Origin of the sequence: Psychrobacillus sp. PGGUH221, from assembly GCF_042055255.1 — a bacterium.
In the GTDB taxonomy this organism is placed as follows: domain Bacteria; phylum Bacillota; class Bacilli; order Bacillales_A; family Planococcaceae; genus Psychrobacillus.
In genome coordinates this window covers 48,217-64,919 of the sequence record NZ_JAQMHQ010000009.1, presented here as the reverse complement: position 1 = coordinate 64,919, position 16,703 = coordinate 48,217, and the positions used below count along the sequence as shown (strand labels likewise).

The 16,703-nt window shown below is 37.0% G+C and carries 17 protein-coding genes and 1 riboswitch; of the genes, 15 read left to right on the top strand and 2 right to left on the bottom strand.

Annotation, left to right across the window (positions count from 1 at the left end):
- Positions 1 to 36: 36 nt before the first annotated feature.
- Together PGC35_RS15545 and PGC35_RS15540 are read right to left on the bottom strand one after the other, a co-directional pair.
- Complete coding sequence (locus tag PGC35_RS15545; RefSeq protein WP_053588480.1) at positions 37 to 513, bottom strand: STAS domain-containing protein; 477 nt, start codon at positions 511 to 513, stop codon at positions 37 to 39.
- A 162-nt stretch (positions 514 to 675) separates the two neighbouring features.
- A complete protein-coding gene (locus tag PGC35_RS15540; RefSeq protein ID WP_053588481.1) occupies positions 676 to 993 on the bottom strand; it encodes a thioredoxin family protein in 318 nt (105 codons plus the stop codon).
- Positions 994 to 1,242: 249 nt separating this feature from the next.
- On the opposite strand from PGC35_RS15540, the gene PGC35_RS15535 reads away from it, so the two are divergent.
- The 15 genes from PGC35_RS15535 to sufU all read left to right on the top strand — a co-directional run bounded on the left by PGC35_RS15535 (position 1,243) and on the right by sufU (position 16,698).
- Complete coding sequence (locus tag PGC35_RS15535) at positions 1,243 to 3,627, top strand: 3-hydroxyacyl-CoA dehydrogenase/enoyl-CoA hydratase family protein (protein ID WP_483880164.1); 2,385 nt, start codon at positions 1,243 to 1,245, stop codon at positions 3,625 to 3,627.
- 28 nt (positions 3,628 to 3,655) lie between these two features.
- On the top strand, positions 3,656 to 4,831 hold the full coding sequence (locus PGC35_RS15530; protein WP_375219817.1) for an acetyl-CoA C-acetyltransferase: 1,176 nt from the start codon (positions 3,656 to 3,658) through the stop codon (positions 4,829 to 4,831).
- 35 nt (positions 4,832 to 4,866) lie between these two features.
- Positions 4,867 to 6,648, top strand: a complete 1,782-nt coding sequence (locus tag PGC35_RS15525) for an acyl-CoA dehydrogenase family protein (protein ID WP_056832753.1) — start codon at positions 4,867 to 4,869, stop codon at positions 6,646 to 6,648.
- A gap of 1,189 nt (positions 6,649 to 7,837) precedes the next feature.
- Positions 7,838 to 8,200, top strand: a complete 363-nt coding sequence (locus PGC35_RS15520) for an arsenate reductase family protein (RefSeq protein ID WP_375219816.1) — start codon at positions 7,838 to 7,840, stop codon at positions 8,198 to 8,200.
- 72 nt (positions 8,201 to 8,272) lie between these two features.
- The gene (gcvH, locus tag PGC35_RS15515; RefSeq protein WP_053588486.1) at positions 8,273 to 8,653 is read left to right on the top strand and encodes a glycine cleavage system protein GcvH; all 381 of its coding nucleotides are present in this window, start codon (positions 8,273 to 8,275) and stop codon (positions 8,651 to 8,653) included.
- Positions 8,654 to 8,730: 77 nt separating this feature from the next.
- Entirely contained in the window at positions 8,731 to 9,081 is a 351-nt protein-coding gene (locus PGC35_RS15510; RefSeq protein ID WP_375219815.1) for a toprim domain-containing protein, read from the top strand.
- 4 nt (positions 9,082 to 9,085) lie between these two features.
- On the top strand, positions 9,086 to 9,412 hold the full coding sequence (locus PGC35_RS15505) for a thioredoxin family protein (protein ID WP_375219967.1): 327 nt from the start codon (positions 9,086 to 9,088) through the stop codon (positions 9,410 to 9,412).
- Positions 9,413 to 9,449: 37 nt separating this feature from the next.
- A riboswitch (SAM riboswitch) is annotated at positions 9,450 to 9,556 on the top strand.
- A gap of 105 nt (positions 9,557 to 9,661) precedes the next feature.
- Positions 9,662 to 10,687, top strand: a complete 1,026-nt coding sequence (locus PGC35_RS15500; RefSeq protein ID WP_375219814.1) for a methionine ABC transporter ATP-binding protein — start codon at positions 9,662 to 9,664, stop codon at positions 10,685 to 10,687.
- Positions 10,680 to 11,348: a methionine ABC transporter permease gene (locus PGC35_RS15495; RefSeq protein WP_053588489.1), complete on the top strand. Its 669-nt coding sequence runs from the start codon at positions 10,680 to 10,682 to the stop codon at positions 11,346 to 11,348. Before PGC35_RS15500 ends, PGC35_RS15495 begins: the two co-directional genes overlap by 8 nt.
- A 64-nt stretch (positions 11,349 to 11,412) precedes the next feature.
- Positions 11,413 to 12,222 (top strand): MetQ/NlpA family ABC transporter substrate-binding protein, encoded by an 810-nt coding sequence (locus tag PGC35_RS15490; protein WP_375219813.1) that lies wholly within the window; start codon positions 11,413 to 11,415, stop codon positions 12,220 to 12,222.
- A 249-nt stretch (positions 12,223 to 12,471) separates the two neighbouring features.
- Positions 12,472 to 12,645: a YuzK family famiily protein gene (locus PGC35_RS15485; protein ID WP_375219812.1), complete on the top strand. Its 174-nt coding sequence runs from the start codon at positions 12,472 to 12,474 to the stop codon at positions 12,643 to 12,645.
- 297 nt (positions 12,646 to 12,942) lie between these two features.
- A complete protein-coding gene (gene sufC / locus PGC35_RS15480) occupies positions 12,943 to 13,722 on the top strand; it encodes a Fe-S cluster assembly ATPase SufC (protein ID WP_053588491.1) in 780 nt (259 codons plus the stop codon).
- Between the two features lie 18 nt (positions 13,723 to 13,740).
- Positions 13,741 to 15,048: a Fe-S cluster assembly protein SufD gene (gene sufD / locus PGC35_RS15475; protein WP_375219811.1), complete on the top strand. Its 1,308-nt coding sequence runs from the start codon at positions 13,741 to 13,743 to the stop codon at positions 15,046 to 15,048.
- The gene (locus tag PGC35_RS15470) at positions 15,048 to 16,277 is read left to right on the top strand and encodes a cysteine desulfurase (protein WP_375219810.1); all 1,230 of its coding nucleotides are present in this window, start codon (positions 15,048 to 15,050) and stop codon (positions 16,275 to 16,277) included. The genes sufD and PGC35_RS15470 overlap by 1 nt, the downstream gene beginning before the upstream one ends.
- A complete protein-coding gene (gene sufU / locus PGC35_RS15465; RefSeq protein ID WP_053588494.1) occupies positions 16,267 to 16,698 on the top strand; it encodes a Fe-S cluster assembly sulfur transfer protein SufU in 432 nt (143 codons plus the stop codon). The genes PGC35_RS15470 and sufU overlap by 11 nt, the downstream gene beginning before the upstream one ends.
- Positions 16,699 to 16,703: the final 5 nt, after the last annotated feature.

Below are 16,703 nucleotides of genomic sequence, written 5' to 3'. Positions count from 1 at the left end.
GCAAAAACAGCAGCTATAATTTCTATAGTTGCTGTTTTACTTCACTTCATAAATAGAAGCTATTGTTTGGTTTGTTTCGCTTAAGAGTCGATTCAAGGCTGCGCGGAAGCTTTTATATGTTTCGATTTCCACATGAATGCTTGCGTGAACTATTTCTCGAATGAATCTAGGATTGAAGCCTACGTAAATGGCACGAACACCCATAAGTCGTAGAGAACTATTTAATCGAGAAATCGAAATTGCAAGCTCATTGTAGTCAAATGATTCCACATCTTCTAATCTAACTCCTGTGAAGTCAAAAACAACATTTTCAATGTCTCTATTTTCTCCGATATACATTAGGGTTTGTGTTTCAATATTAACGAAACGTTCCGGAAACATATACCCTACAATTGGTATCATGATTGTTTTAGGAACAATAGAGGGAATAATAGGTGTAGACATTGTTTGAATTATTTGTTCGTAATATGCAATTTTATCTTTTAATTGTTGGATTTCTACCTCTTGTGACATACTGACACCTCTACTTTTTTCCATTATACGAATAACGATGGGATTAATCAAATTAATACAGAAAAAAGGATAGTTAAATAGAAATGTATTAATTTTTCTAAGAATAACAACTAAACATTAAAAAGCCCTTAGGAGTTAGAACTCGAAAGGGCTAAATGTTTATTAGTTTTGTGCATCTAAAAATTCAGTTACTTGCTCAGGAGATTTTGCATTTGCACTATGTAAGTGTGCTTTTTTCTCTCCATTTTGATAAATAAGTAAGCTTGGAATACCCATTACTTCATATTTTTCAGCAATTTCAGGAAGTTCGTCTCGGTTCACTTCATACCAAGTATATTGATTGTACTTTTCCACGATTGGGTCTATGAACATTTCCATACGACGGCAATCAGGGCACCAACCAGCTTCGAATTTTACTAGTACTTCATTGTCTCCAGAAATAATTTCATTGAATTGTTCTGCTGTTGTAATTTTATTCATAATATATACCTCCGACGAGTTTTTGTCTTCTTAAAGGGCAATAGGCTCTTTAAAATTAGCGTTATACACTTTTCTTAAATAGTGTACACTGTTTCGGAATGACTAGAAAGAAAATTGCTCTAAACACATCATTTTATTATTGCGAAAATTTAAATATTGTTCTAAACTAATAGATATAGAAATTGCTTCTATTTTTTTTATCTATAAAATGAATGAGCATTCATTCAAGACGAAGGGGAGGCTTTGCACGTGACATATCAAATCAAAAAGGCTGCTGTTTTAGGTTCGGGGGTAATGGGATCTGGAATAGCTGCTCACCTAGCCAATATTGGCATTCCTACATTATTATTAGATATCGTTTCGAACGAAGTAAATAAAGAGGAAGAAGCAAAAGGATGGTCTTTGGGGCATCCTGCAGTTCGGAATCGTTTTGCTCAAACAGCATTACAAAAACTTTTAAAACAAAAACCAGCTCCACTTACTTCTACAAAAAACCTACAGTTAATAACTGCTGGCAACTTAGAAGATGATTTAGAAAAATTAAAAGATGTTGACTGGATTATTGAAGTAGTTGTTGAAAATTTAGAAGTGAAAAAGAACTTATATGAAAAAATAGATGCAGTACGCAAAACGGGAACAATCGTTAGTTCCAACACTTCAGGTATAAGCATAAATGCGATGGTTGATGGGCGTTCGGAAGATTTTGGAAAACATTTCTTAGGAACACATTTTTTCAATCCGCCTCGCTATTTAAAATTATTAGAAGTAATTCCAGCAAAAACTACGGATACAGAAGTAGTGGATTTCATGAAGCAATTTGGCGAAGACATTCTAGGTAAAGGAGTCGTTTTAGCTAAAGACACTCCTAACTTTATTGCAAATCGAATTGGAACATACGGATTACTTGTTTCACTACGGGAGATGCAAGCACGTGGATATTCTGTCGGAGAAGTGGATTCAGTAACTGGTCCTCTGATTGGTCGTCCAAAATCCGCCACTTTCCGTACACTGGACGTTGTTGGACTTGATACGTTTGCACATGTTGCTAAAAATGTATATGACCAAACAACAGGAGAAGAACAAAAGGTATTTGAAATTCCAGCATTTATGCAAAAAATGCTTGAAAATAAATGGCTTGGGGCTAAAACAGGTCAAGGTTTCTTCTTAAAAGAAGGAAAAGAAATTAAAGAGTTAAACCCAGAGACACTTGAATATGAAGCGATGAAAAAGCTAAAAACTCCTTCAATGGAAATGGCGAAGCAACAAAAGGGCTTAGCGGCAAAAGTGAAAACGTTAACATATGCAAAAGACCGTACTGGGGAGCTTTTATGGAGTATCTTAAGTCCAACACTTATATACTCTGCTCAGTTACATGGGGAAATTGCAGACGATATCGTATCGATTGATGACGCGATGAAATGGGGATTCGGCTGGCAACAAGGACCTTTTGAAATATGGGATGCAATAGGTGTGAAGGATTCCGTTGAGAAAATGAAAGCAGAAGGTCATGACATTCCTTCATTCGTTCAATCTTTATTAGACAAAGGTTTGGAATCCTTCTATAAAGAAGACAATGGCGATCTTTTCTACTTCGATGGAACAGAATACAAAGCAGTTCCTTTAAGTGATAAAGTGATTAATCTTAAGAGCTATAAGAAAAAACATGGTGTGATCAAGTCGAATTCAGGAGCTAGCTTAATAGACTTAGGAGACGGAATTGCTCTACTTGAATTTCACTCAAAATCCAATTCAATCGGCTTAGATATTCTTCAAATGATAACTTTTGCAATTGATGAAGTAGAGAAAAACTTCAAAGGGCTTGTGATAGGTAACCAAGGTAAAAACTTCAGTGTAGGTGCAAACCTTGGAATGATTCTTATGGAAGCACAGGACGATAATATTTTTGAATTGGACTTCGTTGTTCGTCAATTCCAAAACGCGATGATGAAAATCAAATACTCTACAAAGCCAGTTGTAGTTGCTCCATTTGGAATGACACTTGGCGGAGGTGCGGAAGCTACTTTACCAGCGGCACATATTCAAGCATCTTCTGAAACTTATATGGGTCTTGTAGAAGCAGGAGTAGGATTAATCCCTGGAGGTGGGGGCAACAAAGAGCTTTACCTTAAACACTTAAGAGGTGTTCCTAATGGTGTTCAAATTGATTACCTAAATGTCGCTATCAAGGTGTTTGAAACGATTGCAATGGCGAAAGTATCGACTTCTGGGGAAGAAGCTCGTGAAAACAACTTCTTGAGTTTTGCAGATGGCATTAGTGTTAACCCTGATCATTTAATCTACGATGCGAAGCAAGCAGCACTAGCTCTGGCAGATGCTGGATATAAAGCGCCAATTCGCGAACAGGTACCTGTTTCAGGTTCTCCTGGATATGCAGCTCTATTATTAGGTGCTGAAGGTATGTTCTTATCCGGATATATCAGTGAGCATGACATGAAAATTGCGAAAAAGCTTGCATACGTCATTGCTGGCGGAGAGGTTCCATACGGTACTTTAGTGGATGAGCAATATCTATTGAACTTAGAGCGTGAAGCTTTCTTAAGTTTGGTTGCAGATCCAAAATCTCAAGCAAGAATGCAACATATGTTAGTGAAAGGCAAACCATTACGCAACTAGACTGCGTTAGGTAAAAGGAGGAGAACTCATGCGTGAAGCAGTTATCGTAGCAGGTGCAAGAACACCCGTTGGAAAAGCGAAAAAAGGGTCATTAGCAACTGTTCGTCCAGATGATTTTGGAGCTTTAGTTGTGAAGGAAACATTGAATAGAGCAGGCGGATATGATGGTCCAATAGATGATTTAATTTTAGGCTGTGCAATGCCTGAAGCAGAGCAAGGGATGAATGTTGCAAGAAATATTGGTGCACTAGCAGGTCTTCCAGATACAACACCGGCTATTACAGTAAATCGGTTCTGTTCGTCTGGTTTACAATCCATTGCTTATGCAGCAGAACGTATCATGCTAGGTCACTCTGAAGCAATTATTGCCGGAGGGGTAGAGTCGATGAGTATGGTTCCAATGATGGGAAATACGATTCGTCCAAATGCACGTTTAGCAGAAACAGCTCCACAATATTATATGGGAATGGGCCACACTGCTGAGCAAGTAGCAAACAAATATGGTGTGAGTCGTGAAGATCAAGATGCTTTTGCAGTACGTTCACATGAACGTGCAGCAGCTGCAATTGCAGCTGGTAAATTCAATGATGATATCGTTCCTGTCGAAGTAGTTAAGCATTATATTGATGAAAACAATAAAGCTCAAGTGAAGAAGTTTTTATTTGAAATGGATGAAGGTGTTAGAGAAGGAACAACGGTTGAAACACTTGCAAAATTACGTCCAGCATTCAATGTTCGTGGTTCTGTTACAGCAGGAAATGCTTCTCAAACATCTGATGGTGCGGGTGCAGTTCTAGTTATGGACCGTGAAGTGGCAGAAGCACAAGGGCTAAAACCTCTTGCGAAATTCCGTTCATTCGCAGTTGGCGGTGTTTCACCAGAAGTAATGGGAATCGGACCAATTGTAGCAGTGCCAAAAGCATTAAAGCTAGCGGGTTTATCTGTGGAGGATATTGATATTTGGGAAATTAATGAAGCATTTGCTTCTCAATCTCTTCAAGTAGTTCGTCATCTAGGAATCGACATAGATAAAGTGAATGTGAATGGTGGAGCAATTGCACTCGGACATCCGCTGGGGGCTACTGGTACAATTTTGACTTTAAAAATGATGAGTGAACTAAGGCGTCAAGGAAAGCAGTTCGGAGTCGTTACGATGTGTATCGGTGGGGGAATGGGAGCAGCTGGAGTATTTGAACTTTTATAAGCTATCAACTTATCAAACAAAAGGGGAGATATAACATGACAGAAGTTAAAGATGTGATTAAAGGTGGAGGCTTTTTAGTAGAAGATTTAGAGGCAAGTCGAGTATTTACACCAGAGGACTTTACCGATGAACAAAAAATGATTGCAAAAACAGCTGAAGAATATGTAAAAAATCAAGTGTTACCAGTTGTAGAAAATCTTGAACACCATGAATTCGAGCATTCTGTACGATTATTGAAAGAAGCAGGTGATTTAGGATTACTTGCTGCTGATATTCCAGAAGAATATGGCGGATTAGGATTAGATAAGATTTCTTCTGCATTAATTGCAGAAAAGATTTCGGTTGCAGGTGGTTTCTCCATCACCCACGGAGCACATGTTGGAATTGGGACATTACCAATCGTTTTATTTGGTAATGAAGAACAAAAGCAAAAGTATCTACCAAACTCTGCATCTGGAGACAAAATCTCCGCTTATGCACTGACTGAGCCAGGTTCAGGTTCTGATGCTTTAGGAGCAAAAACTACTGCGAAATTGAATGCAGAAGGAACTCACTATATTTTAAATGGTGAAAAACAATGGATTACGAATGCTGGTTTTGCAGATGTATTTGTTGTATATGCGAAAGTGGATGGAGACAAATTCACAGCATTTATCGTAGAAAAAACTTTCCCAGGCGTTTCAGTGGGAGCAGAAGAAAAGAAAATGGGTATTAAATCTTCATCTACTCGTACTCTTATTTTACAAGATGCAGAGGTGCCTGTAGAAAACTTATTAGGTGAAATCGGACGCGGGCATGTAATTGCTTTCAATATTTTAAATATCGGTCGTTACAAATTAGGGGTAGGTACAGTTGGTGGATCTAAACGTGCTTTAGAGCTTGCAATTTCTTATTCCAATCAACGTCAGCAATTCAAAACACCTATTTCTTCCTTTAATTTAACAAAGCAAAAACTTGCAACAATGGCTTCTAAGTTGTATGCAACAGAAAGCCTGATATACAGAACTGTTGGTTACTTTGAAGAACGAATGGGGCAATTAAGTGAAGCAGAACAAAAAGATGGGAAAGCGATTGCTGCTTCTATCGCGGAATATGCCATCGAATGTTCTATTAATAAAGTAGTAGGTTCAGAAGTTCTAGATTATATCGTTGATGAAGCTGTTCAGTTACATGGTGGATATGGCTTTATGCAAGAATACGAAGTAGAGCGTATTTATCGTGATTCTCGTATAAACCGTATTTTCGAGGGTACAAATGAAATTAACCGACTAATCGTTCCTGGTACATTCTTGAAGAAAGCGATGAAAGGTGAGCTTCCGCTACTTCAAAAAGCACAAAGTTTACAAGAAGAGTTACTCATGATGATGCCAGAAGAAGTGAGTGACGCGCCACTAGCACAAGAAAAAGTATTGGTAGCAAATGCGAAGAAAATTGGTTTACTAGCTGCAGGTCTTGCTGCTCAACGATTTGGTACAAAACTTGAAGCAGAGCAAGAAGTATTAGTTAATATTGCAAACATTGCTAACAACATATTTGCAATGGAATCAGCGGTACTTCGTACGGAAAAAGCAATCGATCGTGGTGGAGTAGAAAAAGCAAATCAAAAATTACTTTATACACAAATCTTCTGCCAGGAAGCATTTGATGAAATCGAAAAAGCAGCAAAAGAAACACTAATTGCATCTGTTGAGGGAGATAACTTACGAATGATGATATCTGCACTTCGTAAACTAACTCGCTATACTCCGTATAATGTGATTGCGAAGAAACGTGAAGCTTCTGTTAAGTTAATTGAGGCTGAAAAATTTGTTGTTTAATTAAATGAAAGAGCCTAATCTCAAAAAGACCGGCTTAGATTGAATAAAAGGCAGTTGGAATAGCTCATTCCAACTGCCTTTTAGACTGTAGACAAAACTAATTTTTGGTGCATAGAGTTGTATAATAAATACGGCAAGGACCACCACTTCGCTTTCCGTGGGCTTGGCTTCAGCCTCCTAGGCCAACACGATGTTGGTCATGCAATCGTTGCCGCAAAAGTTCTTTTGCGACGAGCTTTGCGCAGGAGCAGGATGCGGCGAACTCAGATTGCCTTCCCCTCAACTGCGGGGTCTTCTGCTCAAGCTGTCCCACAGGAGTCTTCGTGGTGATCCTTGCCTTAAAACCAATTCACTATAGATATCTACTATGTTTACTTTAAATCGGAAAAAGCAATTTCTTTAGGAAAATTTATCATTATTCATAACCGTTTTTTAAAATACTTTTGACGTTAAGCTGAAGGTCAGTTGGAATAGCTCGTTCCAACTGTCTTTATCTATTATTAACGAGAATGGTACTCTTATAACCTTACCAAGTTCGGTTGGTGGACAAATTGGATACCAAATGTACACTACTCAATTTTTGGGTTTGGAGAAGCATCCGCTCGACTTCTGTGGGAAGGCGAGCGTTATGGCTCGGAAAACTGATCTTTTCATATATATTAAGTTTGTCTACAGTCTGAGCCGAACTCAGTAACGGCTTTTTTTGTTTGCTTTGTTAAATATTACTATTGTTATTTATTAATTCAGATAATGCCATCCTTGAATTATGCATTTGTACTGACCGCATGTATCTGTATAAAGTTTCAAAACGTGATTTTATTTCTCCATATTTTGAAGAAATGAATACGAAACTATATCCGCAGGTGTCATCAGGATGTGCGCCTTACACGCCGCATGAGCGCGAAGAATGAGACTCCGCATAAGGATGTGGGAGTGAGTGAAACGAACGACTCATCCTGCGGTGGCTCATGCGTAGCGTGCGGCAAGCGCACGTCCGAGTGGTTGGCATTACACTTGATGAACAGATTTTTTCTGTTTAGTTGAAAATACTGAAGCTTTAGTTAGAAAAAACATTAGTTTAGTTGGAAAAACTCAAACTTTAGTTGTAAAACTCGATTCTTTTCGTTACACAAGAATATTGCTTTTGTGCAATAGTATTGTATATGATAAGAAGAAAAAGGTGATTTTAATGACGATTCAATTTTTTGGTTATCCCAAATGTAGCACTTGTAGAAAGGCAAGTAAGTGGCTGAAAGATCATCAAGTGGAATTTGAGGATAATCATATAGTGGAAAACCCACCATCAAAAGAAATGATAAAAGAGATTTTAGTAAATACAAATACAGATATAAAGAAGCTCTTTAATACAAGTGGTACTAAATATCGAGAAATGAAATTGAAGGACAAGCTTCCAAATATGACAGAAAAAGAACAAATCGAAACGCTCGTTTCAGATGGAATGCTTATTAAGCGACCAATTGTATATGATGGAGAGCATTTGACGCTAGGTTTTAAAGAAGAAGAGTTTGAACATATTTGGAAAAGCGTATAAAGTTGCTTGTTTTTACAATTGAAATGTGTGAATATTATAGAGGAATGTATATTTTTTTGAGAGGGGTATAACATGAGCACACCTAAAGAATTAAAATACTCAGAAGAGCATGAATGGGTAAAAACAGAAGACGGAAAAGTACGTATTGGAATTACACATTTTGCACAATCAGAACTTGGGGATATCGTGTTTGTCGAGCTTCCACAAGTAGGAGACGATATTAAAGCTGGAGATCCTTTCGGAAGTGTAGAATCAGTTAAAACTGTTTCTGAACTGTATGCTCCAATCAGCGGTAAAGTAGTAGAAGTAAACGCTGATTTAGAAGACAGCCCTGAATATGTAAACGAATCTCCGTATGAAAATGCATGGATGATCGTAGTTGAGCCTTCTGATGTAGCAGAAGTGGATGCACTATTATCTGCAGAACAATACGAAGAGTTAATTCAAGAATAATGGATTTAAAAAGGCGCCGGTTATTTACTGGCGCTTTTTCATATACTAGTATATATAATGTGCTGGGAGAGAAGCTAATGGCTAAGGTATTTAGTGAAAAAGTAATTCTTGTAGAAGGTAGATCAGATAAACTGAAACTTTTAACCATTCTTGCTGAAGCAACTGAAATTGTTTGTACGAATGGCACTATTTCTAATGTTAAATTAGAAGAAATCTTAAGTCCTTTAGAAGAATTGCCCATATATGCTTTTTTAGACTCCGATAAATCAGGAGAACAAATACGATCAGTAGTTAGAAAAGTATATCCAGAAGCAATTCATCTATATACGAATCCTGTATATGGTGAAGTTGCAAATACCCCGCTTGATGTTTTGGCTTCTATCTTACAACGTGCTAAGATTAAGGTGAAAAAAGAATTTTTATTATAGGATGATGTTTGTGAATGAATGGTCTCGAGAGGAATGGGAGCAAGCTAAAAATGCTCCTAATCTTTCTCTTTTATATATTTACACCCCAATGTGTGGGACATGCCAAGTAGCCTCTAAAATGATGAAGGTACTTAAAGAAATTGTCCAGTTACCAGTTGGACAGGCAAATATAAATTATATGAAAGGTTTAGCGATGGATTATGAAATTGAAAGTGTGCCATGTCTTTTAATTGCAAAAGAAGGAATTGTTTATAAAAAGGTTTATGCTTTCCAATCAATTCCTTATCTTTTAGATGTTATAAAAAGTGTTGACGACACCGAATTATCATGATAGAATTCGATTTATTGATAACAATTGAATAGTGTCGCTCTTATTAAGAGAGGTGGAGGGAAGTGCCCGATGAAACCCAGCAACCGTCATGTAAATGAAATGGTGCCAAATCACTCAAAGCGTAAATGCTTTGGAAAATGAGAGAATGGATGACTGTTATTTTGAATGATAACATACACCCCTTCTGCTCTTTTGCAGAAGGGGTTTTTTGATAGTAATAGTACTATCTATACAGGAGGGAAGATTTACGTGATTAGCTTAAAAGATATTTCGAAAAAATTTAGTACGAAGCAAGGTACCATTGTAGCTGTTGATAATGTAAATCTTACAATTAAGCAAGGTGAGATTTTTGGAATTATTGGATATAGTGGTGCAGGAAAAAGTACTTTAATCAGATTGTTGAATGGATTAGAAAAGCCGACTTCAGGGCAAATTGTTGTAAATAATAAAGAAATTACATCAATTTCAGAAGGTAAGCTTCGACAAGTTAGACAAAAAGTAAGCATGATTTTTCAGCATTTCAATCTTTTGTGGTCAAGAACTGTTGCAGAAAACATAGCTTTTCCTTTGGAAATCGCAGGAGTACCTAAAGAACAAAGAGCTACTCGTGTAAAAGAATTGATTGAGTTAGTAGGTTTAGAAGGCCGAGGAGATTATTATCCTTCTCAATTATCCGGTGGCCAAAAGCAACGGGTAGGAATTGCTCGAGCATTAGCAAATCGCCCAGAAGTGTTGCTTTGTGATGAAGCTACATCTGCACTTGACCCAGAAACAACGGATTCCATATTAGATTTACTGATTAGTATTAACGAAAGATTAGGTTTGACCATTGTACTAATTACACATGAAATGCAGGTTATTCAAAAGATTTGTAATCGAGTAGCAGTAATGGAGAACGGACATGTGGTAGAGGAAGGGGACGTGCTGGAAGTTTTCCAAAATCCCCAACAGCCCATAACAAAGAGATTTGTTACGCAAGTTTCTGAAAATAATCAATCTCAGCAGACGATTCAAAATTTACAAGAACTATATCCAAATGGCAAACTCATCAAGCTGGTTTTTGTTGGAGACCAAACGGAACAGCCAATTCTATCTAGACTCATTAAACAATTTGATTTGGAATTAAATATTGTTCAAGGGAATATTACACATACGAAAAGTGGAGCTTATGGAACATTGATTCTTCAGATTGACGGTGATGCATCGGCAATTGATAAAGCAATTCTATTTATTCACGAACAAAAAGTACACACAGAGGTGATCAACAATGATTAATACTTTATTTCCAAATGTTGATTGGCCAAAAATGTGGGAAGCGACAATGGAAACTCTTTATATGACTGCAGTTTCTACTTTATTAACATTTGTATTTGGTCTTGCACTAGGATTACTTTTGTTTTTAACAAGTCCGCATCAAGCATGGGCCAATAAACTAACAAATTGGTTAACGGGAGCATTTACTAATATCTTTCGTTCGATACCATTTATTATTTTAATCATATTGCTTATTCCATTTACGAAATTACTTTTAGGTACTATTCGTGGACCAAATGCTGCGTTTCCAGCTCTTGTTATTGGAGCTGCTCCATTTTATGCACGAATGGTTTTAATTGGATTAAGAGAAATAGATAAAGGTGTACTTGAAGCAGCTAAATCGATGGGTGCTAAAACTTCTACTATTATATGGAAGGTTTTATTACCAGAATCGATGCCAGCATTAGTCTCTGGTATAACAGTTACTTGTATATCACTAGTTGGATATACAGCAATGGCGGGAATTATTGGTGCTGGCGGCTTAGGTACGTTAGCATTCTTAGATGGGTTTCAACGCAGTAGAGAAGATGTAACGCTTGTTGCAACCATTTTAATACTCATTGTAGTATTTATTATTCAATGGATTGGCGATGCGATTACAACAAAGATAGACAAGAGATAATTGGTGTTAACGAGATAACTCGATCACATATAAAATAGGGGAAATAGAGAAGGAGAGAATTTATATGAAAAAGTTTTTAGCAGGAGCATTATTATCCGTTAGTGCATTAACACTGGCTGCTTGCGGTGGAGAAGAAGAAAGCAGCAAATTAGTAGTAGGAGCTTCAAACGTTCCTCACGCTGAGATTTTAGAACAAGCTAAACCAATATTAGAAGAACAAGGTATTGAACTTACTATTGAAACTTACCAAGACTATGTTTTACCAAACCAAGATTTAGAATCAGGAGATTTGGATGCTAACTATTTCCAACATATCCCCTACTTTGAATCACAAAAAGAAGAATTTGGATACGATTTTGAAAATGCCGGTGGAATCCATATTGAGCCAATCGGTTTATATTCTAAAAAATATGGCTCTATTGAAGAATTACCAGAAGGTGCAACGATCTTAATGAGTAATTCTGTTGCAGACCATGGTCGTGTTTTAGCAATGTTAGAGGCTCAAGGTTTAATCAAATTAGCTGAAGGTGTTGATAAAACAGCAGCTGAATTAACGGATATTGTAGAGAATCCAAAAAATCTTGAATTTGACGCTAACTATGAAGCTGCATTATTAGTGCAACTGTATGAAAATGAAGAAGGCGATGCAGTACTAATCAATTCAAACTATGCATTAGACGCTGGACTTAACCCAATGGAAGATTCTATTGCTATTGAAGACTCTGAATCACCATATGTAAACATCATTGCAGTTAAAGCTGGCGATGAAGATAAAAAAGAAATCAAAGCTCTAGTAGACGTTTTACACTCTAAAGAAATCCAAGATTTCATCGTTGAAGAGTGGGGCGGATCTGTAGTTCCAGTAAAAAAATAATTTAGAACGTAGCAGGCACTTTAAGTGTCTGCTTTTTTATTGTAGAGAAATTATTTGTAAATATGAAAAGTTATTTCTGACCGGATAGAAGGGTTTTGTGACCGTATAAATCCTTGTGATGGAGCACTGGCAATAATAGTAAATAAGTTTTCTGAAGAAAAAAATGTTTGAAGGTATGTTATCATGGGTATGTAAGTATTGTAAGTTTTAAAAAATCGAAAGGAATGATTCATTATCAATTTAGAAGAGTTGCCCTACACAGAACAAATGGACCACGCGTTTAGAGGAGTTCACGGTTTCGGATATACCGAATTACGAAATAGTCAGGATTTACGACTGATGGTTGAACAACGTAGACAGCGAGATCATGAGAAAAGTGTCCAACTAGTCGCGAAAATTGATGCTCAATCTTTTCGAGGTTAATAAAAGATAATAAAAATCCATGGAGAAACTTATTCTCCATGGATTTTTTGGGTTAAACACTATATTCATAGTGAAATCCATTCTCATTTGGATCAGCTTATTGAAAATTAGCAAAGAATAGTACTTTGTATGAATTTGCATAGATAAGAAAGTAAAATACAAGAAATACAATAGTTTTATAAACCTAAAGAGAAAGTATTTCAAAAGATTTGCATGGCAATAGACTTTGGGTTAAGATTAGAATGATAATAAATTAGAATGGTAAACCATTCGAAGTTACTTAATGGAGGTTATTACATGTCAACTTTAGTAATTAAGGATTTACACGTTGCTATAGACGGTAAAGAGATATTAAAGGGTGTTAATTTAACTATTAATACAAACGAAATTCACGCAGTTATGGGTCCAAACGGTACTGGTAAGTCTACTTTAGCATCTGCTATTATGGGCCATCCTAAATATGAAGTAACTTCAGGTTCAATTGAATTGGACGGGGAAGATGTATTAGAAATGGAAGTAGACGAGCGTGCTCAAGCTGGTTTGTTTTTAGCTATGCAATATCCAAGTGAAATTACTGGAGTAACTAATGCCGATTTCTTACGTTCTGCTATCAATTCACGCCGTGAAGAAGGCGATGAAATTTCATTAATGAAATTCATTCGTGAATTGGACAGCAAAATGGAATTTTTAGAAATGGATTTAGATATGGCTCAACGTTATTTAAATGAAGGATTCTCTGGTGGGGAGAAAAAACGTAATGAGATTCTTCAATTAATGATGTTAAAACCAAAATTCGCTATCTTAGATGAGATTGACTCTGGTTTAGATATCGATGCACTAAAAGTTGTTTCAAAAGGAATTAACGAGATGCGTGGAGAAGGTTTCGGAAGTCTAGTGATCACTCACTACCAACGTCTTCTTAACTACATTACTCCTGACCATGTACACGTTATGATGCAAGGTCGTGTAGTTAAATCTGGTGGTCCTGAGCTTGCACAAAAACTTGAAGCACAAGGATATGACTGGATTAAAGAAGAGTTAGGAATTGAAGACGAGACAGTTGGACAAGAAGCATAAGAAAGGGGACGAATCAGCATGACGGTTGAAACAAAATTGGCATTAACCGAGCAGGATATCCGCTCCTTTTCAGAAAGTAAACAAGAGCCAAGCTGGATGACAGATATTCGTCTAACAGCTTTTGGTGAGCTTGAATCACTTCCAATGCCAAAGCCAGATAAAACAAAAATCGATAACTGGAATTTCATTGAATTCCCTACACATACTGTAGAGAGCAATGTTTTTACTTCTTTAGATGAATTACCGGAAGAAGTGAAAGTACTTGTTAATACAGAAGAGCAAAAAAATATTTATATTCAACATAATAATACGCCAGCTTTTGTTTCTTTATCGGATGAACTAAAAGAAAAAGGTGTTATTTTAACAGATATTTTTACAGCGATCCGTGAAAATGCCGAACTAGTTCAAAAGTATTTCATGACAGATGGCGTAAAAGTAAATGAGCATAAACTCACAGCACTACATGCAGCACTTTTAAATGGTGGAGTATTCGTATACGTACCTAAAAATGTTGTGGTAGAAGAACCGATTCAAGTAATTTATTTACACGATAATAATACAGCATCTCTTTTCAACCATACGTTATTAGTTGCAGATGAAAATAGTGTTGTCACTTACGTAGAAAATTATCTATCGACTGTTGAACATACAAATGGCTTAGCTAACATTGTTTCAGAAGTTATTGCAAAGGATAATGCAAAAGTAACTTTTGGTACAGTGGATGTTCTTGCAGAAGGATTCACTACGTATGTAAACCGTCGTGGTGTCACTAGCCGTGATGCTGTTCTTGAATGGGCACTAGGTATGATGAATGATGGCGATACGATTTCCGAGAGCGTAACTCATTTAGTTGGGGATAACTCGCAAGGTCGTGTTAAAATGGTTGTTGTAGGTCGTGGGAAACAAAAACAAAACTTCACAACAAAAGTTATTCATTGGGGAAAACATTCGGATGGACATATTTTAAAACACGGTGTTATGAAAGATGAGGCATCATCTATTTTTAATGGAATTGGGAAAATTGAATATGGTGCTACAAAATCCAATGCAGTTCAAGAATCTCGTGTACTCATGTTAAGTGAAAAAGCACGTGGAGATGCCAACCCAATTCTATTGATTGACGAAGATGATGTAACAGCAGGTCACGCAGCTTCTGTTGGCCGAGTAGACCCACTTCAGTTGTACTATTTAATGAGCCGTGGTATTTCTAAACACGAAGCAGAGCGTCTAGTTATTCATGGATTCCTTGCTCCAGTAGTAAATGAATTACCTATCGAAGGCGTAAAGAAACAGCTGACGGAGGTTATTGAAAGGAAAGTTCGCTAATGCTCAGCAAAGAGATTCGAAGCTATTTTCCCATATTAAATCAAGAAATCAATGGTCATCCACTTGTCTATCTAGACAGTGGTGCCACTTCACAGAAGCCAGTGCAAGTTATTGAAGCGATTAAAAAGTATTATGAATACGAAAACTCAAATGTTCACCGTGGTGTGCATACATTAGGGAATCGTGCCACAGAAAGTTACGAAGGTGCACGAGAAAAAGTTCGAAATTTCATTAATGCTAAATCTACAAAAGAAATAATATTTACTCGTGGTACAACAACATCTATTAACACAGTTGCTAGAAGCTATGGCTTAGCAAATGTGAAAGAGGGCGATGAAATTGTCATCACGCATATGGAACACCATTCCAATATTATTCCTTGGCAACAACTTGCGAAAGATACAGGGGCAACATTAAAATACATCGATTTAGAAGCAGATGGAACATTATCATTAGAAAATGTCCGTGCTACTATCACAGATAAAACAAAAATTGTGTCTATCGTATACGTTTCGAACGTTTTAGGTACGATGAATCCAATAAAAGAAATTACTGAAATAGCACATGAACATGGTGCTATAATGGTCGTAGACGGTGCTCAAGCCGCTCCACATTTAAAGCTAGATGTTCAAAATTTGGATTGTGATTTTCTTGCATTTTCAGGTCATAAAATGTGTGGTCCGACAGGTATCGGGGTACTTTATGGTAAGCAGGAATTACTTGAAAAAATGGAACCAGTTGAATTTGGTGGAGAAATGATTGACTTTGTAGGACTATACGACTCTACATGGAAAGAGCTACCTTGGAAATTCGAAGGTGGAACACCGATCATTGCTGGAGCGATTGGTCTAGCAGCTGCCATTGATTTCCTTGAGGAAATCGGGCTAGATGAGATTGAAAAACACGAGCATGAACTTGCCTCTTACGCTATGGATAAAATGCTTACAATAGAAGGCTTGACTATTTATGGACCAAACGATCCGTCTAAGCGAGCTGGAATTGTAACATTCAACTTAGATGATGTGCATCCACATGATGTTGCAACCGTACTTGATATGAGCGGTATTGCTGTTCGTGCAGGTCATCATTGTGCACAACCATTGATGAAATGGTTACAATGTACGGCTACTGCAAGAGCAAGTTTTTATCTTTATAACACAGAAGAAGATATTGACCGTTTAGTTGCTGGATTGCGCACTGCAAAGGAGTATTTTAACGATGTCTTCTAATTTAGATCAATTATATCGTCGAGTAATAATGGACCATTATAAAAATCCTCGTAATAAAGGAAGTATCGAGGAAGGTGCTCTTACAATTGATATGAATAACCCAACTTGTGGAGATCGCATTCATCTGACACTTCAAGTAGAAGATGGAATTATCCAAAACGCAAAGTTTGATGGGGAAGGTTGTTCTATTTCAATGGCTTCTGCTTCCATGATGACACAAGCAGTAAAAGGGAAAAAAGTCGAAGAAGCCTTAAAACTTTCTACTACTTTTTCAGAGATGATGCTAGGAAAAGACTATGATGATTCCATTGACTTGGATGATATTGAAGCATTACATGGTGTATCTAAGTTTCCTGCGCGTATTAAATGTGCAACACTTGCATGGAAGGCTATGGAAAAAGGCGTTTCTGAAGAAAAATAATAATT